The sequence below is a fragment of the Janthinobacterium sp. TB1-E2 genome, assembly GCF_036885605.1.
Lineage (GTDB): Bacteria > Pseudomonadota > Gammaproteobacteria > Burkholderiales > Burkholderiaceae_D > Janthinobacterium > Janthinobacterium aestuarii.
In genome coordinates, this window is the sequence record NZ_CP142523.1 from 4010659 (window position 1) to 4030790 (window position 20132).

Sequence of the window (20132 nt, forward strand, 5' to 3'; positions counted from 1 at the left end):
CACGCGCCCCGCTCCCGCCCTAGACGCTGCGCAGCTGCTGGCTCAGGCGCTGGCGCAACAACACCGAGGGCATCGTCGATTCGACCACCGGGTCGCTGCTGTCGACGGACAGGTCGACCCCGGTGGCGGCACGGTAGCCGTGGATATAGCCCTGCACTTGCGGGCGCCAGAAACGCGCCCAGTTGAACGCCTGGGTCGGCTCATAGATGTCGCTCCAGTTGCCGTAGCGCACGGAGAGGAGCAATTGCTCGCCAAAGATGGCCAGGTTACGGAAATGCATCACGCTGGTATCCGTCCAGCCCTGCAGTTTCTTCATGGCGTCAACCCTGTCCATCCACGGTTCCGGATACGCGACCATCACGCGCGTCGGTAAAAATTCACGGAATTCGGGACGCGCCAGCATCCACTGCTGCATCAGCATCTCGATGCGCGCCGTCGACGGCAAGTCGCCGAACTGGTTATGCGCGCCCTGCGACAGGATCAGGTGGATTTCTTTCAAGGCATTGAGCACGGGGAAGGCGTCGGCCTTCACGGTGGTATCGTCATCCTGCTTGTAGAACGAAGTCAGCAGGCGCAGCAAGTGGTGGAACGCTTCCAGGAATTTGGAGCGGCTATCGGCTGGCCGGAAGTGCTGCACTGCCTTGCCGTCCAGGCGCACACCGTAGTGATGGTCATACTCATAGTTCCGGCGCATCACGGTCAGCCGATGCTGTTCATCCTGCGTGTATCCCCACAGCAAATTATTCAGCGGACGCAGCATATCGATTTCCGTGTTCGACAGGGGATCGAGATGGTTGCCCGGCGCGCGCAGGTTCTGGAAGCGTTGCGCGATGGCGTTCATGGTTTGCACCAGCATGCCCTCTTCATGCCAGTACGACCAGATCAGTTCCAGCAGGCAAGGATTGGCCAGCTTTTCCTGGATGATGCCAAAGCACAGGTCCACTTCGCCTTCCTGGCCGCGCGGGATGCTGATGGGAATGTCGGGCAGCTTGCGGCGGATCACGGCCAGGTAGGGCAAGGTCTGGAAGCCGTCGATGTTTTCCAGGTAGTCATTGCGCAGCACGGTTTCCAGGTCACGCCCCTGGGGGATGTCGCGCCGGTCCAGGTAAGCGTTGTCTTCGGCCGGATTGAAGGCCAGCGGCTGGTTCAGCACGCCGCAATTGACCATCACGAACGCTTCCGTCGCCACTTTCAGCACGCGGTAGGAATCGGCATCGGAAAACGGCAGCGCGCGGCGCTGCTTGAGCTGCTGGAACATCTCCGTCTTTTTGACGAAGCGTTCCTGCTCGAAGCCGCGCACGCTGGCCAGGTCGCCGCAAAACAGGCTGTCCATGAAATGCAGGTAATTTGTAAACGACATCGCCTCGGTGCTGTTGCGTATCAGGGTCCACAGCGGCAAGTCTTCCGTCGGCTCCGTTTCCGTGCGCGTCAGCGACACGCCCACATTGCCCGAAATCGGTTGCGGCTGGCGCTCTTCCGTCTCGTATTCCGCATCCAGCGCCAGCATGGCGTTCGGGCTCAGCCCTTCCGGCACGGGCAAGGCGCTGCGCAGTTCGGGCCGCTGCGACAGCATCATCTGCCCCATGAAACGATGCATGCCGGCGCGCCGCACCGGGGTGGAAAAGGAGTTCGGCGTGCCGCGCAGGGGTACCCATGGCGCGGCGGCCAGCACTTGCACCTGATCTCGCCCGTCGGCGCTTTGGTCGCCGTCAAACGAGATAGTGGCCACGGCGCGGTCGCCCACCCTGCCGAAATGGCAGTCGCTGGGATGGCAGTCGGCCGTTTCAAACGCCAGCGTCACCTGCGGATTGAGTTGGGGCGTGAAGCACAGCACGGCGCTGCAGTCGGCCTGCACCGTCACGCACTGGGGCGGCGTGGAGGGGAAATTGCCATACACCCCCACGTAGCTGCCCGTCGCCAGGTCGGTAAACACGGTGCCGCCACGCCCGTCCGTCCAGCGCACGCCCACCAGCATGGCGGGGTCGGGTACCCAGGTGGCGGCATTGAACAGATGGCAGTCCGCCTCGGCTCCCCGGTACAGGCTGATGGCGGCATTGACGACCATGGCCCCGCTGTCCTGCTCGTGCACGGTGACAGCGATGCTGCCGCCGTGGTGTTTCGGACCCGCCTGGCCCGCCCCCCTGTTCTTGCCACCCATATTGCTGCTCATCTTGCTGCTCATGTCATTCTCCTCAATGGATAATCAAACGGGATGCCAGGGGCGGCAGCGGCCTGCCGGACTGGCGGCCATGCCGCACGACATCGGCGCACAGCTCCGACGTGTCCAGGGTGCTGCGCAGGGCCCAGTGGGTCAGCAAACGCCCCAGCAGCTCGCTTTCGTCTTCCGGGCTCAAGGTGCCGCTGGCGCGCGCCTGGCCCAGCACGGCGAAGACCAGGGTCGGCGCGGCTTGGTACATCTGCGCCGGCGCCAGGGTCCAGCTGCGCAACAGCTGCGCCAGCATGGCCGGTTGGCGCGTGCGCACGGCCATGGCTTCGGCCAGCGAGCCGCCGCGCAAGGCCGGCGGCCGGTGCTGCACCAGCAAGCCCACGAGGGCCGCCATGCTGGCCTGCAACTGTTCCAGCAGCCGCTGCCGGGCCGGCGGCAGACCAGCCAGCGGGTAGTACGACAGCCACAGCTGCTCCAGGCGGTCCCACTGCGGATGCGGATACAGGGCCCGCCCCATGGCGCAGCTCAGGCGTACCCGCAGCCATGGCACCGGGTGCGGATCGTCGATATTGAGGCGGAAGACAAACACGCGCGGCAGGCTGACCACGCCGATCAGGCCCAGGGTGGCGGCCACGCCGACCCGCGCCAGCGACCAGAAATCGGCCACGATCTCGGAAATCCACCGTTCCCACAGCTGCCACACGTGCACGGCACCGCTGCCGCCGTGCTGCATGGCTTGCAGCACGGGCCGCAAGGACGCCACCAGGTCCAGCAGCGCCGCGCCCTGGTGGCCTACCTCGTGCACGAGCGACGAGGCGATGCTGCTGCCGATCATGCGTTCGCGCGGCAGGCGGATGATGGCGACGGGATTGTCGCCGCCACCCGGCAGGCGCGTGCGTGCGCGGCGGATGGCCGCGCCCGGCCCCCGGTCCAGGTAGCAGATCACGGGCGGCGCCTGGTACACATTGCCGGGCAGCGCCAGCGCGTCGGCGGCAACGATGTCGAGGCCGGCCAGCCACACACCCGTCTTGTGCTCGCTGCGCTGCGTGATGACTTCGTTGAACAGGTCGAACTGGGTCAGCGCGGCATTGAATTTCAGGCGCAGGAAGGTGAAGCGGCGCTGTGCCTCGGCGGCCGTGGCCATGCTGGCGCCGTCGGCGTGCTCGCGCCGCAGCCACCACTGAAACTGGGCCACCATGCGCCGCAAGGCGCGCCGGCCCTGCACCAGCTGGCTTTCGATGGCCGACTGGGCGCTGGGCATCAGGGCGGCCGCCAGCACCGTCGGCTCGATCAGCGCGAACGGTTCCAGCCGCGCCAGCCGCGTCAGCAGCGAGCGCGCCTCCTGCGCCAGCATCCAGGCTGCGTAAGCGCCGATGGCCATGATGTCAGACGCCGTACAGGACGATTTTGTGGCCCTGGCGCGCCCAGCGCCCGCTGGCCGGGCGCATGCCGCCCTGGCCCTGGCCGCGTCCGCCCCCCTGCGTCATGCCGCCGCCCGCACCGGCGCCGCTGCCGCCCTGCGTGGCCACCTGGCTGCCGGGGCGTCCCAGCAGGCCGGGCGCGAACTGGCGCGCCGCCGCGCTGGCGGCCGCCTGGGCGATGGCGCGCGGGTCGCCCGCACCGCGTGCCTGCGCGGCGCGGTTGACGGTGTCGGCGGCCAGGCGCACGAACTGCTTGGCGCCCTCGAATTCGCGGTCTTCATTCGACGACGCTTCCGCTTCCAGCCCCAGCGCGTTGCCGGCGGCCGAAGCGAGGCCGCTGCCGATCTTGGCCCCCAGCGGGCCGCCGAAATAACCGCCGATGGCGCCGCCGGCCAGGGGGATGGCTTTTTTCGCTACGCCCTTGAGCACGCCGCCGATCGCTTGTCCCACGGGCGACTTGATGATGCCGCCCGCCACCGAGGCGGCCTTGCGCAGGAAATTGCCGAGAAACTGTTCCAGTTCCGCTTCATTGCTGACTGACAGCAGTTCATTCGCCAGTTCCATCTCCTCGGTCTCGGAAAACATGGCGTTCGCGCCCCCCTCGCCGCTCCACTCGCCCTGGCCAAACTCGAACTGTTCCGCTTCAAAGCCGGACATCTCCTGCCCGTATTCCAGGGTCGTACGATCTAAGTCATGCATGATGAGCTCCTAAAAGTTAGCACCTTGGTTGACACCTCAGTTGACACCTCAGTTGACACTACAGCGCCGGACAGATGGCCGTCCGGTTAACAATCGAGCACGACGATGTGCCCGCCCTCGCGGCGCCAGCGGCCACCGTCCGGCCCCGGCGTTTGCGCCGCCTGCCTGAGCAAGCCTGGCGCCACGCTGCGTGCCACTTGCAGCAAGGCCGTTTCGACCCTCGCCCTGGGCGTGCGCGCGTCCGTGCCGCCGTCCTGCGCCAGCGCCGTATTGACGGCATCGATCAGGTGCACGACCTGGCGCGCCAGTTCGAATTCCTTGTCTTCCGGGCTCAATCCTTCCAGTTCCATGCCGAAGATGCCGGCCGCGCGCCGCTTGAGCGCCTGCGGCGAACCGCCATGCAGGGGCAGCAGGGGCGCCACCACCTTGCCCAGCAACTGGCGCAGCGGCCCTTCGAACGGCGTGCCGCGCACTTGCTGCCCCGCCGCCGTGGCGCCCAGCTGGCGCGCCAAAAAGCCATCGAACTGGGCCGGCGCCTGCAATTCCAGCAACTGCGCCGCCAGTGCCAGTTCATCTTCCTGCTGCAAAGGCAGCATGCCCGGCGCTTCAGGCAATTCCATTTCGGGACGATAGGCGAGCAGACGGCTGGTCATGGCAGGCTCCGGCAACAAGGGAAGGCACGCGGCCCATGCCCTGTTATCGCAAGGGCCGTGCCAGCAAGGACAAGGGAGAGGAGCGGGTAGCGGCGAACGGCGTTTCGCCGATAGCGTAAAAACCATGGTTTCCGGCGAAGCTGTTTTCGCTCTGTCCATGAGCTTTCAAACAAGCTTAATTCGATGAAATTTATTACGTCGCCTATCCGCCACAATGGCTGCGATCGGCAAAAAATATTTTTTATTTTCAAACAGTAAAGTTCGCTCTACAGCATCAAAAACAACCACAACATCATGCCAACGTCCGGCAACTGAAAACGTGGCCAACACGTAAATAGTTAATTGAAAACAGGATTTTGGTAGCTAAGGCCTACAATTAACGGGCTAGAATTTGATTGCCTGAAAGAAACTTAATGACTGATCCTACTTTGCGCCGTTTACTGGCCATCACATTGTTCAGCCTGCTTTCCGCCTGCGGCGGTGGCGGCGACAGCAAAACCGGCTCCATCCAGAACCCGGACGTCTCGGTCGTGCCGCCAGCGAACAACGCCTCCGACAGCTCGACGGGCGATACCATCCCGCCTCCCCCCCTGACCACGCCCCCAGCCAGCCGGACGGCCGTCACCTTCACCCGCCAGGAAGCGTCGCGTTTCCTGGGCCGCGCCACGTTCGGGCCCAATATGGCGGCCATCGATGCGCTGGCCGCCAGCGACAGCGAAGCGTGGTTCCGCGCGCAGTTTTCCAAGCCGCAAACCCTGCACCGGAAATATATCGACGCCATGCTGGCGACGCAGGCCGCCGGCGGGCAAGCGGTCGGCTTTACGGGGGTGTATGAAACATTCTGGCAGCAGGGCATCCGCGGCGAGGATCAATTGCGCCAGCGCATGGCCTTTGCCCTTTCCGAAATCTTCGTCATTTCCATGCAGAACGAGTCCGTGCGCCCAAGAGTGCGTGGCGTGGCCAGTTACTACGACATGCTGGGCCAGCATGCTTTTGGCAACTTCCGCAACCTGCTCGAAGGCGTGGCCCTGCATCCGATGATGGGACTGTACCTGTCCCACCTGCGCAACCAGAAGGAATCGGCCACGCGTACGCCCGATGAAAACTTCGCCCGCGAAGTGATGCAGCTGTTTACCATCGGCCTGTACCAGTTGAATGCGGATGGCAGCCTGAAACTGTCCGGTGGCAAGCCTATCGACACCTACACGCACGATGACGTGGCAGGCCTGGCCCGCGTCTTTACGGGCTGGAGCTGGGCCGGTCCGGACCAGAGCGACGCGCGCTTCTATGCCAGCACGACCGACCCCGACCGTGACTGGAAGCCGATGCAGAACTACGCGGCCTTTCATTCCAGCGGCGACAAGCGCTTCCTGGGCCAGAGCATCTCCGGCGCCAGCAGCGGCCAGGCCGATCTGAAACTGGCGCTCGACACCTTGTTCAACCACCCCAATACGGGGCCATTCTTTGCCCGCCAGCTGATCCAGCGCCTGGTCAGCAGCAATCCCAGCGCCGCCTACGTGGGCCGCGTGGCAGCCGTGTTTGCCAACAATGGCAGCGGCGTGCGCGGCGACATGCAAGCCATCATCCGCGCCGTGCTGCTCGATCCGGAAGCGCTGGCCCCAGGCGGCACCACCTTACGCACGGGCAAGCTGCGCGAACCGCTGCTGCGCCTGGCTGGCTGGATGCGCGCCTTCGATGCCAAGCCGGCCAGCGGCCGCTACACTCTGTATTACCTCGACGACCCTTTGAGCGGCCTGGGCCAGAGTCCCTTGAATCCATCCTCCGTGTTCAGTTTTTTCCGCCCCGGCTATACGCCGCCCAACTCCGCCCTGGCCGGCGCGGGCCTGGTGGCGCCGGAACTGCAGATCACGGCTGAACCATCGGTGACCGGCTATCTGAACTTCATGCAGGAAGCCATCAACAGCGGCGTGGGCGACGGCCGCGCTATCAAGCCCGACTATACGCGCGAACTGGCGCTGGCCGCCGACCCGGGCGCCCTGCTCGACCGCATCAACCTACTCCTGATGCATGGCAGCATGCCCGCCAGGCTGCGCGGGCAAATCCTGACCGCCGTCAATGGCGTCAGCATCCCTGCGGCCACGGCCAGCAATGCCACGCAAGTTGCCACGGCCCAGGCCAACCGCGTCAAGCTGGCCATTTTCCTGACCATGGCCTCGCCAGCCTACCTGGTACAAAAGTAAGAGCGATCACATGCAAAACACCCCATTTTCCCGCCGCCGCTTCCTCGGCTCCATGCTGAGCCTGGCCGGCACCACGGCCGCCCCGTTCGCCCTGAACCTGGCCGCCATGGGCAATGCCGCCGCGCAATCGGCCGGCGACTACAAGGCCATGGTCTGCCTGTTCATGGCAGGCGGCAACGACGCCTTCAACACGGTGCTGGCCACCGATCCCACCTCGTGGGCTGAATACACGCGCCTGCGCAACACGGGCGGCGGCGATTCCATCCATCTGCCCGATGTGGGCCAGACGGGCGGCGTCTTGCCCATCGTGCCCGCCACCGCGCAAACGGGCCGCGCCTTCGCCCTGCATCCCCAGCTGGCGCCGTTGAAAGGCCTGTTCGACAATGGCCGCGCCGCCATCGTGGCCAATGTAGGCACGCTGATCCAGCCGGCCACCCTGGCGCAGTACAAGGCAGGCAGCGTGGCCTTGCCACCCAAGCTGTTTTCGCACAACGACCAGCAATCGACATGGCAGTCGGGTTCGCCGGAAGGCGCCACCGTGGGCTGGGGCGGCCGGGTGGCCGACGTGGCCGGCTCGCTGAATACAAATGCCATGTTCACGGCCATTTCCGCTGCGGGCAATACCGTCTTCCTCAGCGGACGCCAGGTGCGCCAGTTCCAGGTGGGCCAGGCAGGCGCCGTGCCCATCCGTGGCATGAGCGGCAGCCTGTATGGCAGCACGGGCGGCGCGGGCGCGCTGCAAGCCATCATCAACGAGGCGGGCAGCGACCTGATCGAACAGGAACACGTGGCCGTCGTGCAGCGCGCCATTTCCAGCCAGAGCGTACTGAGCGGCGCCATGCTGGCGGCCGGCACGGGCGGCGTGCCCAATCCGCCGCCCTACATCAATCCGAACACGGGCGCGTCCGGCGTCAATCCGCTGGCCGTGCAATTGCAGACGGTGGCGCGCATCATCGGCGGGCGCGGCGCCCTGGGGGCAAAACGGCAAGTGTTTTATGTGACCCTGGGCAGCTTCGACACGCATGACCGGCAAAAAGTGCTGCATGGCGACCTGATGGCGCGCCTGGCCCATGCGCTCGCGTACTTCGACACAACCCTGGCAGCCCTGCAGGGTGTGGATCTGCGGCGCCAGGTGACGACGTTTACGGCGTCGGACTTCGGCCGCACCTTCAGCAGCAACGGCGATGGCACGGATCACGGCTGGGGCGCCCACCACTTTGTCGTGGGCGGTGCCGTGAAGGGCCGCGACATCTATGGCGCCTTCCCCGTCACGGGCGTCGGCCATGCGCTGGACGTCGGTTCCGGCGCCCTGCTGCCGACCACGTCCGTCGACCAGTACGGCGCCACCCTGGCCAAATGGTTCGGCGTGGCCGACAGCCAGCTGGCCGAGGTGTTCCCGAACATCGGCAACTTCAGCCGGCGCGACCTGGGTTTCATGACGGTGACTTAACCGTTCACGGCGATCACCAGGGTGGCGACGTAGCCATCGGTGGCATTGCCCGTCACCGAGGCCATCTGCAGGCTGGTGCCGTCGCTGAAAATATTGTCGCTCGCATAGCTGATCTGCGCCAGGTTGCGCACGCTGGCCGTGTAGCCACTGGCCGCGTAGGCTTCGTTCAAGGTTGCCATCGGGAACGTGAATTGCGAGGTCTTGATGCGGTTCGAGGCAGAGGCCGCCTTTGCCTGGCTGGGATAGACCTCAAGATGCACGTGCGGCATGCGTCCCGCGTAACAGCCGGGAAAGATGGTCGTAAAGCTGAGGTTGCCAGTGCTGTCCGTTTGCTGCACGCCGCGCAGGTAATTTTGCGCCGTGACGCCGCTCGAATACAGTGAATACAGACCGTCGCGGTCGCAATGCCATACATATACGGCGTAGCCGGCCAGGCTGACGCAGCCGCCGCTGGCGTTGAGCAACTGCAATTGGATGGTCAGTGGCACGCCCGCTGCCATACCGGTGGCGCCATTGAAACTGGCGCGGATATCGCCGCGCACGACGCCCGACTGGTTCAGCACGTTGACGATGCTGCCGCCATGCGTGTTCGTGCCATCGGCCGGATAGGGCCCGCCCGTTTCTTCGGGGATCACCGTGCAGGCGCCCGCAGTCGGTATTGTGACGGTGCCGGCATTGCTGCCTGCCGTCGTATCGCTGGCGTCCGAGCTGCCGCCGCAACTGATCAAAGGCAAGGTGGCGGCGCCGGCCAGCAGCCAGCGCAGCACTTGCCGCCGTTCAGCCGCCTGCCGGCGCATCATTTCGAGGTCGGATGCCAGACCGTGATCATGTAATTCCATATATATTCCATCAAATGGGGCAAGCCCGCTAGGGCGGGGCTCAGGCTGGCGCACAGGTACAACACCTGCGTGGTCCGTCGCGAGAGCGCCTGGATGCGCATGCTGGCTCTCCCTATGCTCGCGCCTGCCGCTTACTCAGCGCGCTCAAGGTGGCGCGGGCCCGGGCGGCCGTCGTGCCGCTGCTGCGCCTGCTGGCGCTGTTCCGGCGTCAGCACGGCCAGCAATTGCTGCTCGAGACGCGCCTGGGCGTAGGTGGCGGCAAAAACCTTGTCCTGCTGTGCTTCGTTCAACTCGATGCCATGCAGAAACGGCGGCAAGCCGGGCGGCGGTCCTGGCTGGGCCAGCGCCAGCAAGGGCATGCTGCAGGCGGACAACAGCAACAGGGATAGCATGATGCTCAGGTATTTCATCGGGATTTCCTTTCGTAACGGTCAGCCCTGATTGTCGGCGCCTGGCGTGTAAAGCAACGTCAGGGCCGCGTAAAAGCACGTAAAGGAAGGGCAGCAAATGTAAGCGAACGTGTGTAAAAGCGGGTAAAACCACGCTGAACAGCGCCTGTTGACTGCTATCATCGGACGATATTCACCCGAAAAAAGCACAGGCATGAGCAAGGTTTTGTTAATCGATGACGACGTGGAACTGGTCGGCATGTTCCAGGAATACCTGACGCAGGAAGGTTTTGACGCGCGCGCCGTGCATGACGGCGAAAGCGGCGCGGCCGAAGCGCTGACGGGCCTGTACGCGATCGCCATCCTCGACGTCATGATGCCGCGCATGAATGGCCTGGAAACCCTGCGCCGCATCCGCGCCGGCAGCAACCTGCCCATCCTGATGCTGACGGCGCGCGGCGACGATACGGACCGCATCGTTGGCCTGGAGCTGGGCGCCGACGATTACGTGACAAAACCGTGCACGCCGCGCGAGCTGACAGCGCGCATCCGCGCCATCCTGCGCCGCGCCCAAGCGGCGCCGCACGATGCGTCAGGCCTGGCGCCGCTGACCGTGGGGCAACTGACGATGTGGCCCGAACAGCGCCGCGTTTCCTGGGCCGGCGCGCACCTGGAGCTGACGAGCACGGAATTCAATTTGCTGGAAGTGCTGGTGCGCCATGCGGGCAAGCCCGTGAGCAAGAATCAATTGTCGGAACTGGGTCTGGGACGGCCCATGGCCCGCTTCGACCGCAATATCGACGTGCACTTGAGCAGCCTGCGCCGCAAACTCGGCAGCCTGGCCGACGGCCGTTCCTGCCTGCAGACCGTGTACCGCCTCGGCTACCAGCTGATCAAGGAGTAAGCGTGGGCCGTTTGTTCTGGAAGTTTTTTCTGTGCATCATGCTGGCGCAAGTGACGGCCACCATCGGCATCGGCGGCACCTTCTGGCTGAAAAACCGGGCCGCGCAGCAGGAGCGGGCCCTCGACATCGACACCAGTCCGCCCGCGCAAATGATCATCGAGGCCGCCAGCGCCACCCTGGAAGCGGGTGGCAGCCAGGCCTTGCGGCAATTCCTCAGCAAGCTCGAACGCATGCGCGTATTTGCCGTCGATGCCAAAGGACAAGAATTGATGGGCCGCACAGTGCATGCCACCATGCTGGCCAAGGCGCGCGCCATGCTGGGACAGGGAGAGGGCCAGGCCCATCCCGTCGTGCGCGACGCGGCCGGCAGCGACGGCAAGCGCTACCTGCTGTTCCTGCCCTCGTCCGAACGCTTCCGCAATGCCGAGGCGGGCGCCGCGCGCGACACGCTGAACGCCGTCGCCATGAGCGGCCCGCGCGCCATGGGACCCGGTCCGCAGCCCCACGAAGCGGGCGCGCCGCCGCGCGGCGAATTCAGCCGCGGCCCGCCCCCGCGCATGGACACGCCCTACCGCACCTTTATTCCCCTGGGCGCCGCCATCGCCGCCAGCCTGCTGTTCTCTTTCCTGCTGGCCTGGTATTTTGCGCGCCCCATCCGCGACCTGCGGCAGGCGTTCGAGGCCGCCTCGCAGGGCAACCTGGCGCCGCGCTTTCAGGCCAACGGCAAGCGCGGCGATGAATTGACGGACCTGGGCCGCGATTTCGACCGCATGACGGGCCGCCTGCGCAACCTCATGGATAGCCAGACGCGCCTGCTGCATGACGTATCGCACGAACTGCGCTCGCCGCTGGCCCGCTTGCAGGCCGCCATCGGCCTGGCGCACCAGCAGCCGGAAAAGATGGCTGCCTCGATGCAGCGCATCGAACGCGAAAGCGAACGCATGGATAAACTGATCGGTGAGTTGCTGACCCTGTCGCGGCTGGAAGCCGGGGCCGGGCACACGCACAGCGAAGACGTCGGCATCGCCGACCTCGTGCACGACATCGTGGACGACGCCCGCTATGAAGCGCGGGCGCGCCAGCTGGACATCGCGCTGGCGGGCGACGCGGCCATGGCCGACGCCAGCGTCACGGGCCAGCCCGAATTGCTGGCGCGCGCCGTGGAAAACGTGGTGCGCAATGCCATCAAGCACAGCCCCGATGGCGGCACGGTGGAAGTGGATCTGTCGCGCCAGACCGGCTGGCTGCGCATCGCCGTGCTGGACCGGGGCCCCGGCGTCGCCAGCGCCGACCTGGCCCGCATCTTTGAACCATTCTTCCGCGCCAGCAATACCCAGCACAGCACGGATGGCCACGGCTTGGGCCTGGCCATCGCCCAGCACGTCATCAGCGCCCATGGCGGCCGCATCGGGGCCAGCTTGCGCAGCGGTGGCGGCTTGTGCGTGGAAATGCTGTTGCCCGTCAAAACGCCAAGCTGACCTGTCGGCGAGCCTGGCGTCTTATTTGTGGATGTGCTGTTAGGCCTGCGTATCGATGATGCTGCCCAGGGTCGACGCGCTTGACCTGGCCGGGCTGGCCGCCGCCTCGGCGCTGCTGGCCGTCTGAGCATCCTGTTGCGCCGCCTGTTGTGCGGCCGCCGCTTGCAACTGAGCAATCTGCGCCTGCAAGGCCTGGATTTGCTGCGCCAGCTGCTGCTGCAGCTTTTGCGACGCCTCCGTCTGCTCGCCCTTCTGCGATTCCGCCAATTGCTTTTGCGCCGCCGTGATCTGCTTTTGCAGCACCGCGATCTGCGAGCCGCTGCCCGCACTGGCGCTACCGGCCGCGCCGACTGCGCCGCCCGAACCGATTGCCGCTACCATACTGCCTCCTCAGTGTTTCGATACCAAGGTTAACGGCAGGCATGGGGCGCGGAACTAGTGCGGCCGGTGTAAAGGCAGGTAAAGGCATGTAAAGAAGGCGGTCACCCCGCCCTGTGCCGCAATCAGGTCTTCGGCAATGTCACCCCGACCTGGCCCTGGTATTTGCCGCCACGGTCCTTGTACGACGTTTCGCACACTTCATCGGACTCGAAGAACAGCACTTGCGCCACGCCTTCGTTGGCGTAGATTTTGGCCGGCAGCGGTGTCGTGTTGGAAAACTCCAAGGTCACATAGCCTTCCCATTCCGGTTCGAACGGGGTGACGTTGACGATGATGCCGCAACGGGCATAGGTACTCTTGCCCAGGCAAATCGTCAGCACGTTGCGGGGAATGCGGAAATATTCCACGGTACGGGCCAGCGCAAACGAGTTCGGCGGGATGATGCAATAGCCCTTGCCCGACACGTCGACGAAATTGTTCGCGTCAAAATCCTTGGGGTCGACGATGGTCGTGTTGATGTTGGTGAACAACTTGAACTCGTCGGCGCAGCGGATGTCATAGCCATAGCTGGACGTGCCGTAGGACACGATGCGGTTGCCGTCGCGTTCCTTGACCTGGCCCGGTTCGAACGGCTCGATCATGCCCGTTGTTTCCGCCATGCGGCGTATCCATTTATCGCTTTTAATCGTCATCGCAGGGGTATCTTTCTAGAATATCGGAATGGCTGGGGCCGCACATCTGGTGCAGGCGCGGCCCGGATGGCAGGATTTTACGCGAAAATCTACCGCTGTTGGCCCCCATCCCCTGAAAATCCTCGGCGATATTCTATTGTTTCGCCAGCAATGCCGTGATCATCTCGCGCACCACTTGCGCCGTCAGCTCGGGGTTTTCCATGGGAAACAGATGGCCGCCCGGCACCTGGCGGAAAAACTTGCCGACCAGCTTGCGCGTAGCCGTCAAGCCCGCCTGGCGGCATTCCACCGATTCCGTGCCGCCGATAAAACCGATGGGTACTGGAAAACCGTCCTTGACGAGGCCGCCGATATGGTGCGGCAAGCTGCGATACACCTGCGTTTCCACTTCGCGCGTAAAGCGCAGCTGCACCCCTTCCGGATGAGGAACCAGACCGCTGTCGATGTAGTCGCGCAACACCTGCGGCGCCCAGATGGCGAACATGTCCTTGGCCGCGAAGTGCTCATACGCGGCTTGCGCATCGGGCCACAGCTTGCGGCGCCTGGCGGAAAAACGTGATGGAGAGAAGCGCTCGCCCAGCGCCGTGTTGCGCGCCAGCCGCACCAGCAAGGCGCGCCAGCCCGCCACCACGGGCGAATCGAGCAAGACCACGCAGCGCACGAGGTCGGGACGCTGCTTGGCCACCATCACGCTGAGCATGCCGCCGAGCGAGTGGCCGACGAGGATCACGGGGCCGCTGTAGCGGCGCTCGAGGTCGTCGATATACTCGCGCACCAGCTCGGGCCAGCCCGTGCTGACGGGGTATGCGGGGTCGTGCGCATGCATGTCGAGCGCCTGCACGGTGTAGTGGCGGCCCAGCAAGCCGAACAGCTTGCGGTAGGTGCCGGCAGGATAGCTGTTGGCGTGGGCAAAGTGCAGTTGCGGGAGGGTCATCGTGGGACGGTGCCGGTGAATGCGATAGGCAATTGTAATGGCATGCCGGCAAGACGGATCAGAGGAAGGCCTCTAATTGCCCGTGCGCCGGCGCCATGCCGGGCACGAACGAAGCCAGCACTTCGCCGAGCTCGGCCATCGATTCGACTACACAGAATGCCCCATCAAATGCATGCTCGCGGTTCATGTGATTGCGCACGATGATGCATTCGAGCCCCGCTGCATTGGCGGCGCGCAAGCCGCGCGGCGAGTCTTCCACGGCCACGCAGTCGGCGGCGGCCAGGCCCAGGCGCTGCAAGCCCAGCTCGTAGCCGTCGGGCGCCGGCTTGCTTTCGCCATACATTTCACGCGTTAGCACGAAGTCGAAGTGCTGCAGCAAGCCCGTGGCCGCATGGCTGATCCGGAAATGCTGTTCGTAAGCACTGGTGACCACGCCCATGACCACGTGCGGACGCAGCGCCGCCAGTACTTGCCCGATGCCGGGCATGGCCAGCCGGCGCGCCTGGCGCAAGCGTTCGGCAAACAGCACCGTGCGCTCGGCCCGCAGGCGCTCGACCAGTTCGATCTCGTGGCCCTGCCCCAGCAGCACATGCCAGGCGCCGTAGTTATTGTCCAGGAACCAGTCAAAGAATTGCTTTGGCGTCAGGTCTATGCCGTAAGGCAAGAGCAAGTCGCGGTTGCTTTCGTAAAACAGCTGTTCGGTATCGACCAGCACGCCATCGTTGTCCCACAGCACGCCCTGGATGGTTTTCATGGCTTGTTATCGTTCAAAAACTTACTTGAAGAAGATGTCGTAGGACAACTTGACGATCAGCAGCACCAGGAGCACGAGGAACAGGATGCGCACGAAGGCGGCGCCGCGACGCACGGCGATCCAGGTGCCCGTCAGCGCGCCCAGGATATTGCATACGGCCATCGGTGCGGCCACCGCATACACCACGTGGCCGGCGGGAATGAAGAAGGCCAGCGCGGCCACGTTGGTGGCGATATTCACCAGCTTCGAGCAGGCCGAGGCAAGGATGAAATCGAAGCCGAAGACGCGGATGAACAGGAAAATCAAAAAGCTGCCCGTACCTGGCCCGAACAGGCCGTCATAAAAGCCGATGGCGCCGCCGATGACGATGGCGAGGATGCGTTCGCGCGGACCGATGGGACGCGCTTCGCGGGTCGTGCCGAAATCCTTCTTGATGAAGGTGTAGATGGCCATGATGATGATCAACACCAGCACCATCGGGCGCACCACTTGCTGCGGCACGTAGGACACGGCCGCCGCGCCGATGAAGGACATGACAAAGGCGCTGGCCACGGCCGGCAGCACCAGCAGCCACGGGATATGCACCTTGCCGACAAACGAGCGGGCGGCAAACGTGGTGCCGCAGGCGGAGGCCAGTTTATTCGTGCCCAGCAAGGACGTCGAGGCCATGTTCGGCATCAGGTTGAACAGGGCAGGCAGCTGTATCAGTCCGCCCCCACCTACGGCGGCATCGATGAGGCCGGCAAAGAAGGCAAATAAACACAGCAGCGAGATGGTCAGCATGATAGGCAATATGGAATGATCGACAGCGGCAGTATAGGCGCCGTGGATTTTTTCCGATGCAACTTCAAATTGCGGAAAACGCAATCAGGCGTAACGCTTGACGGAATGCGCCCCATGCGGTCTACTGGCCTCTTTTGCCGGGAGTCACGATGTCGATGAAACTGATGTGGGAGATCCGCGCCTTCTGCACCGTGGTGGAAAAGCGCAGCTTCATCCACGCGGCGCGCATGCTGGGGCGCTCGCCGTCGGCCGTCACGCGCGCCATCCAGTTCCTCGAGGAAGCCATCGGCGCCGAGCTGATCCTGCGCACGCAAAAGCAGTTCACCCTGACGACGGCCGGCGAAACATATTACGCGTCGGCCAAGCACTTGCTGGAAACGCAGGCCGAGGCGGAAGACCAATTGGCCGAGCTAAGCAACTCGCCGCAAGGCTGGGTGCGCCTCTCGGCGCCGGAAATTTTGTCGCTGGGCTTCTTGCCGAAAGTGGTAGCGCAATTTTCGCGCGACTACCCGAACGTCTCGGTGGACATCCATTTCTCGGACAAATCGATCGACCCCATCCAGGAAAAGCTCGATTTCGCCATCCGCGGCGCCTTCCCCCAGTCGAGCGAGCTGATCGGCTACCCCCTGTGGAACTACCGCCGCTACATGTACGCCTCGCCCGACTATATAGCCCGCATGGGCGCGCCCGAGGAACCGGAAGAGCTGGCCGGCCACGACATCATCATGCACTCGGCCCCCCGCATCCTGCGCGACTGGCACTTCGTTTCCGGCGAACGCAACGTGCGCTACCAGGTGCAGCCACGCTTCCGCTTCACCTCGGGCATCGCCACTTTCCAGGCCGCCCTGGAAGGCGCCGGCATCGTGCGCCTGGCCAGCTGGCTGGCGGAACCCGCCGTGGCCGCCGGCACCCTGCGCCGGGTCTGCACGGCGTACCGGCTGACGTCGTCAAAGGAACTCGATCCCAGCATCCATGCGGTATACGGCACGTCGAGGATGGCCAAGGGAGCGCGGCTGTTTCTCGAATATGTGCGGCAGCGGGGGCTGGAGATACCGGATGAAAGGATGCAATGGCTATCTGATTAACCGATTTCCAAGTCACGATTCAGAAGTTGCCTTCCGCTCTGATCGCGAGCGCTTTCCCTCCTTTTGCGCGGATATGGTCTTAAGGGCCGCAAGAATCTGTTGAAGGTCCCGGATACCTGTTCTAACAATCAGTGCACCGGACAGTACGCCTATTACAGTGGCTGACACATAAATTTCAGCATACTGCCTCACAGCCATAGGCAATCCTAAGGCATCACCTTTTAACATCAATACCAATGCGGTTCCCAGCAAACCAAAGATACGGGCTATATCGAGCCACTTCTCCCACACAATTAGATAGGCATCCAATCGTCTATATTGCCCGATTAAAACTGCGTTCGGAATGGCCCGAAACCTAGCAACGAGGTCACGCTCTCTAAAATACTGCCGGTCCAATTGCTGGGCCATAAATTTACTAGGGCTCGTTAAACTTCGAATCAGCTTCCAAACATCCCATAACGTTACTACTATCCAAGTGATCCACATGATAAGCAAACAGATAAGTGAAGCATTGCTTAGCAGCTCGCGGCTCCACCAGTTCATTTCATGCGCCAAAAGTAATACCAAAATTACTAAAAAACAGCATCCCATTACCGAAAGGGAAATTTTCCATGAAGTTGGCGTTTTTTTCTTCTCGCTATTGGACAACAAAGTAATCCATTCCGAAAAGCTTGGCGGTCGATGAAACAGTGCAATTCCTTTAGCATCAGGCCCATTCATTTCATGGGGGTAGCGATAATTATTCATTTTTAAAAATATACGAGTTAGTAAATGGGAAAAGTGATCGGCCAAGGGGCACATCATAAAATTGCCTTACAGCATTAATAATACCAATACCGCGGCCGGCTGGCCCGATACTGCGTCACATCGATATTGCCCCCGAATTCCAGCACCGCCGCCCCCGTCACATCCGTGCGCAGCCGGGCAATGCCCATGTCGCCATAGCGCGCATACACTTGCGGCTTCGGATGTTTATAGCGATTCCTGTGTCCCACCTGGAAAATCGCCAGGGCCGGATGGACGGCACTCAAAAATGCCGGCGTCGATGACGTACCGCTGCCATGATGGGGTGCGAGCAACACGTCGGCTGCCAGTTCCCCCTCGGCAGAACGGGCCAGCAATTGCGCCTCCTGCGCCGCTTCGATGTCGCCGGCCAGCAGGATCGCGTGCTTGCCTACCGTGATTTTCACGGTGCAGCTGCGGGCGTTCGGCTTCAGGGCAATGTCCGTATGGCTGGCGGGCAATGGGTGCAGCATGGCGAAGTGCACGCCTTCCCAGGTCCAGCTCTGGCCCGCCGTGCAGTGCAGATAAGGCCGGTGCGATTCCCGCTGGAACTCGACGGCCGGATGGCCATCGAACAGCGACGAGGCCAGCCAGCCCACCTGCACGTTCTCGAGCAGGGACATGGCGCCGCCCGCGTGATCGAGGTCGCTGTGGGAAATGATGACGCCGTCAAGTTCGGCGATGCCGCGTGCGCGCAAATACGGCACGATGACCCTGCTGGCGCCATCGGAATCGAGGCTGTAGGCGGGTCCCGTGTCGTACAGCAGACGGTGGCCATGCGTTTCCACCAGCACAGCCATGCCTTGTCCCACGTCAAAGGCCGTGATCCACATCTGGCCAGGTGGCGGGCTGGACGGCAAGGCCGTCAGCAGCGGCAGCCAGCCCAGCATGCCGGCCCAGCGGTGCGGCCATCCGCGTGGTGCCAGCAGCCATGCCGTGCCAAACAATGCCCAGCAAAAACTCCACGTTGGCGGCGCGGGCGCCGTCCACACGGCAAAGCGGCGCGCGCCCAGCCATTCCAGCACCTGCGCCAGCATCTGCACGATGGCGTGCGCCAGCAGCAACAGTCCATCGGACAAAGGCGCAGGCAGCAGGCTGCCCGCCAGCGACAAAGGCGTGACGACCAGGCTGATGACGGGAATGGCCAGCGCATTGGCCACGGGGCTGACCAAGGACACTTGCGAGAACAGCAGCATCGTCAACGGCACCAGCCCCACCGTCACCACGTATTGCGTGCGCGCGCCCAGCGCCACGGCCCCGCGCAGGCGACGCCAGCGGCCAGCCTGCGGCGGCATGGGCGCCGTGGTACGGCCCGCCGTCGCGTACAGCATGGTGGCGACGGCACCGAACGACAGCCAGAAACCGGGCCACAGCACGGCCCACGGATCGAGCAGCACGACGACGCCCAGCGCCAGGCACAGGATATGGACGATGCTGGTGATGCGCCCCAGCCACAAGGCCAGCGCCACCACCAGCAACATATACAAGGTGCGCTGCGCTGGCACGCCAAAGCCGGCCAGCAGCACATAAAGAAAGGCCGCCAGCGCACCGGCCAGCGCCGCCACTTTTTGCGCCGGCAACCGCAAGGGCAGCTGCCAGTCGGTAAAGAATGAGCGGCGCCACAATGCGCCTGCGCCCAACGCGAACAGTCCTGCGATCATGGTGATGTGCAAGCCGGAAATCGAAATCAGATGGCTGACGCCCGTGCGGTTGAACACTTGCCAGTCGGACTGGGGAATGGCGCGCTGATCGCCCACCACCAGCGCCACGATCACGCCCGCATACTGCTTGCCTTCCAGGCTGCGGGCGATGCGCGCGCGCAGGGCTGCGCGGCTGGCCTCCACCACGTTGCCGAAGCCGGGCACGAAGGCAGCCAGGCGCAGGTTCGGCATGTCCGCGCGCGGCTGCGGCCGCACATAACCGGTGGCGCGCACGCCCTGCTCCAGCAGCCACGCCTCGTAATCGAAACCCATGGGATTCGCATTGCCGTGCGGACGCTGCAGCCGCACCGTGAGGCGCCAGCGCTCGCCCGGCTGCACGTCGCCCACGGCGTTCGTCACTGCATCGCGAAAACCCGCGTACCAGGACAGGGCGATCAAGGGCGGCACCTTCGCCCCAACCGCCTTTTCTACGGCAAAGTTGAAGCGCACGCCCTGCTCGAAGCGGTAGGGCAAGCTGGCGATGGTGCCCGTAACAACAATGTCCTGCCCTTCGTCAGCCAGCGCCAGTTGCGGCGCCATGGCCGCCTGGGCCAGCCACGCGGCCCAGTAAAAGCCGAGGCCTACGCCAGCGGCGAGCGCAACAACGCAGCGCCAGCGCGCGTAGCGACGCAGCGCCAGACTAGCCGTCAACCCTGCACCAGCAATTACCCACAGCAGCGCGCCCGCCTGCGCAGGCAAGCTTGCCTGCGTCTGCAACCAGGCGGCGCCAGCGGCAAAGCCGAGTATCAGGGTGCGCATAGGGAGGCAGAATCAAGGCAGAATCAGCTCGTTGCGAAAAGGGCTCAGCTACTGTGATCG

General features: G+C 63.9%; 18 protein-coding genes. 5 read left to right on the plus strand and 13 right to left on the minus strand.

Annotated features, from left to right (window positions below; all coding sequences use genetic code 11):
* Window positions 1–19 precede the first annotated feature (19 nt).
* From OPV09_RS18025 to OPV09_RS18040, 4 genes are all read right to left on the minus strand, one after another.
* Window positions 20–2182, minus strand: coding sequence for a hypothetical protein (locus tag OPV09_RS18025; protein WP_051991661.1), 2163 nt, complete (start codon window positions 2180–2182; stop codon window positions 20–22).
* A gap of 10 nt (window positions 2183–2192) precedes the next feature.
* Window positions 2193–3548 (minus strand): hypothetical protein, encoded by a 1356-nt coding sequence (locus OPV09_RS18030; RefSeq protein WP_034755504.1) that lies wholly within the window; start codon window positions 3546–3548, stop codon window positions 2193–2195.
* Between the two features lie 4 nt (window positions 3549–3552).
* On the minus strand, window positions 3553–4287 hold the full coding sequence (locus OPV09_RS18035; protein WP_083292652.1) for a hypothetical protein: 735 nt from the start codon (window positions 4285–4287) through the stop codon (window positions 3553–3555).
* An 86-nt stretch (window positions 4288–4373) separates the two neighbouring features.
* Window positions 4374–4940 carry a hypothetical protein gene (locus OPV09_RS18040; RefSeq protein WP_152546519.1) on the minus strand — a complete coding sequence of 189 codons (567 nt, stop codon included), beginning with the start codon at window positions 4938–4940 and terminating at the stop codon, window positions 4374–4376.
* A 413-nt stretch (window positions 4941–5353) separates the two neighbouring features.
* Here OPV09_RS18040 and OPV09_RS18045 point away from each other — a divergent pair, with 413 nt between their 5' ends.
* Together OPV09_RS18045 and OPV09_RS18050 are read left to right on the plus strand one after the other, a co-directional pair.
* Complete coding sequence (locus OPV09_RS18045) at window positions 5354–7141, plus strand: DUF1800 domain-containing protein (protein ID WP_338679006.1); 1788 nt, start codon at window positions 5354–5356, stop codon at window positions 7139–7141.
* A gap of 10 nt (window positions 7142–7151) precedes the next feature.
* Window positions 7152–8591, plus strand: a complete 1440-nt coding sequence (locus OPV09_RS18050) for a DUF1501 domain-containing protein (RefSeq protein WP_034755498.1) — start codon at window positions 7152–7154, stop codon at window positions 8589–8591.
* Here the strand turns inward: OPV09_RS18050 and OPV09_RS18055 are convergent.
* A complete protein-coding gene (locus OPV09_RS18055; RefSeq protein WP_338679007.1) occupies window positions 8588–9430 on the minus strand; it encodes an intradiol ring-cleavage dioxygenase in 843 nt (280 codons plus the stop codon). The genes OPV09_RS18050 and OPV09_RS18055 overlap by 4 nt on opposite strands.
* Window positions 9431–9561: 131 nt before the next feature.
* Window positions 9562–9840, minus strand: a complete 279-nt coding sequence (locus OPV09_RS18060; protein WP_338679008.1) for a hypothetical protein — start codon at window positions 9838–9840, stop codon at window positions 9562–9564.
* A 193-nt stretch (window positions 9841–10033) separates the two neighbouring features.
* Between OPV09_RS18060 and OPV09_RS18065 the strand changes: the two genes are divergently transcribed.
* Together OPV09_RS18065 and OPV09_RS18070 are read left to right on the plus strand one after the other, a co-directional pair.
* Window positions 10034–10723, plus strand: a complete 690-nt coding sequence (locus OPV09_RS18065) for a response regulator transcription factor (protein ID WP_034755491.1) — start codon at window positions 10034–10036, stop codon at window positions 10721–10723.
* 2 nt (window positions 10724–10725) lie between these two features.
* A complete protein-coding gene (locus tag OPV09_RS18070; RefSeq protein ID WP_338679009.1) occupies window positions 10726–12201 on the plus strand; it encodes a sensor histidine kinase in 1476 nt (491 codons plus the stop codon).
* Between the two features lie 39 nt (window positions 12202–12240).
* Here OPV09_RS18070 and OPV09_RS18075 read toward each other — a convergent pair whose 3' ends face one another.
* The 5 genes from OPV09_RS18075 to OPV09_RS18095 form a co-directional block, all read right to left on the minus strand.
* On the minus strand, window positions 12241–12582 hold the full coding sequence (locus OPV09_RS18075) for a FlxA-like family protein (RefSeq protein WP_338679010.1): 342 nt from the start codon (window positions 12580–12582) through the stop codon (window positions 12241–12243).
* Between the two features lie 122 nt (window positions 12583–12704).
* Complete coding sequence (dcd, locus tag OPV09_RS18080) at window positions 12705–13274, minus strand: dCTP deaminase (protein ID WP_034755486.1); 570 nt, start codon at window positions 13272–13274, stop codon at window positions 12705–12707.
* A 133-nt stretch (window positions 13275–13407) separates the two neighbouring features.
* Entirely contained in the window at window positions 13408–14208 is an 801-nt protein-coding gene (locus OPV09_RS18085) for an alpha/beta fold hydrolase (protein WP_070302763.1), read from the minus strand.
* 58 nt (window positions 14209–14266) lie between these two features.
* On the minus strand, window positions 14267–14962 hold the full coding sequence (locus OPV09_RS18090; RefSeq protein ID WP_034755481.1) for an HAD family hydrolase: 696 nt from the start codon (window positions 14960–14962) through the stop codon (window positions 14267–14269).
* 21 nt (window positions 14963–14983) lie between these two features.
* Window positions 14984–15745 carry a sulfite exporter TauE/SafE family protein gene (locus OPV09_RS18095; protein ID WP_034756294.1) on the minus strand — a complete coding sequence of 254 codons (762 nt, stop codon included), beginning with the start codon at window positions 15743–15745 and terminating at the stop codon, window positions 14984–14986.
* Between the two features lie 149 nt (window positions 15746–15894).
* Between OPV09_RS18095 and OPV09_RS18100 the strand changes: the two genes are divergently transcribed.
* On the plus strand, window positions 15895–16830 hold the full coding sequence (locus OPV09_RS18100) for a LysR family transcriptional regulator (protein WP_338679011.1): 936 nt from the start codon (window positions 15895–15897) through the stop codon (window positions 16828–16830).
* A gap of 12 nt (window positions 16831–16842) precedes the next feature.
* Here the strand turns inward: OPV09_RS18100 and OPV09_RS18105 are convergent, their stop codons facing one another.
* A complete protein-coding gene (locus OPV09_RS18105) occupies window positions 16843–17622 on the minus strand; it encodes a hypothetical protein (protein WP_338679012.1) in 780 nt (259 codons plus the stop codon).
* Between the two features lie 29 nt (window positions 17623–17651).
* On the minus strand, window positions 17652–20072 hold the full coding sequence (locus OPV09_RS18110) for a DNA internalization-related competence protein ComEC/Rec2 (protein WP_338679013.1): 2421 nt from the start codon (window positions 20070–20072) through the stop codon (window positions 17652–17654).
* Window positions 20073–20132: the final 60 nt, after the last annotated feature.

Excerpts from the sequence above, each read along its gene's own strand:
- OPV09_RS18025 (WP_051991661.1), bottom strand. The coding sequence starts at position 2,182 with ATGAGCAGCAAGATGAGCAGCAATATGGGTGGCAAGAACAGGGGGGCG.
- OPV09_RS18030 (WP_034755504.1), bottom strand. The coding sequence starts at position 3,548 with ATGGCCATCGGCGCTTACGCAGCCTGGATGCTGGCGCAGGAGGCGCGC.
- OPV09_RS18035 (WP_083292652.1), bottom strand. The coding sequence starts at position 4,287 with ATGCATGACTTAGATCGTACGACCCTGGAATACGGGCAGGAGATGTCC.
- OPV09_RS18040 (WP_152546519.1), bottom strand. The coding sequence starts at position 4,940 with ATGACCAGCCGTCTGCTCGCCTATCGTCCCGAAATGGAATTGCCTGAA.
- OPV09_RS18045 (WP_338679006.1), top strand. The coding sequence starts at position 5,354 with ATGACTGATCCTACTTTGCGCCGTTTACTGGCCATCACATTGTTCAGC.
- OPV09_RS18050 (WP_034755498.1), top strand. The coding sequence starts at position 7,152 with ATGCAAAACACCCCATTTTCCCGCCGCCGCTTCCTCGGCTCCATGCTG.
- OPV09_RS18055 (WP_338679007.1), bottom strand. The coding sequence starts at position 9,430 with ATGGAATTACATGATCACGGTCTGGCATCCGACCTCGAAATGATGCGC.
- OPV09_RS18060 (WP_338679008.1), bottom strand. The coding sequence starts at position 9,840 with ATGAAATACCTGAGCATCATGCTATCCCTGTTGCTGTTGTCCGCCTGC.
- OPV09_RS18065 (WP_034755491.1), top strand. The coding sequence starts at position 10,034 with ATGAGCAAGGTTTTGTTAATCGATGACGACGTGGAACTGGTCGGCATG.
- OPV09_RS18075 (WP_338679010.1), bottom strand. The coding sequence starts at position 12,582 with ATGGTAGCGGCAATCGGTTCGGGCGGCGCAGTCGGCGCGGCCGGTAGC.
- dcd (WP_034755486.1), bottom strand. The coding sequence starts at position 13,274 with ATGACGATTAAAAGCGATAAATGGATACGCCGCATGGCGGAAACAACG.
- OPV09_RS18085 (WP_070302763.1), bottom strand. The coding sequence starts at position 14,208 with ATGACCCTCCCGCAACTGCACTTTGCCCACGCCAACAGCTATCCTGCC.
- OPV09_RS18090 (WP_034755481.1), bottom strand. The coding sequence starts at position 14,962 with ATGAAAACCATCCAGGGCGTGCTGTGGGACAACGATGGCGTGCTGGTC.
- OPV09_RS18095 (WP_034756294.1), bottom strand. The coding sequence starts at position 15,745 with ATGCTGACCATCTCGCTGCTGTGTTTATTTGCCTTCTTTGCCGGCCTC.
- OPV09_RS18100 (WP_338679011.1), top strand. The coding sequence starts at position 15,895 with ATGTCGATGAAACTGATGTGGGAGATCCGCGCCTTCTGCACCGTGGTG.
- OPV09_RS18110 (WP_338679013.1), bottom strand. The coding sequence starts at position 20,072 with ATGCGCACCCTGATACTCGGCTTTGCCGCTGGCGCCGCCTGGTTGCAG.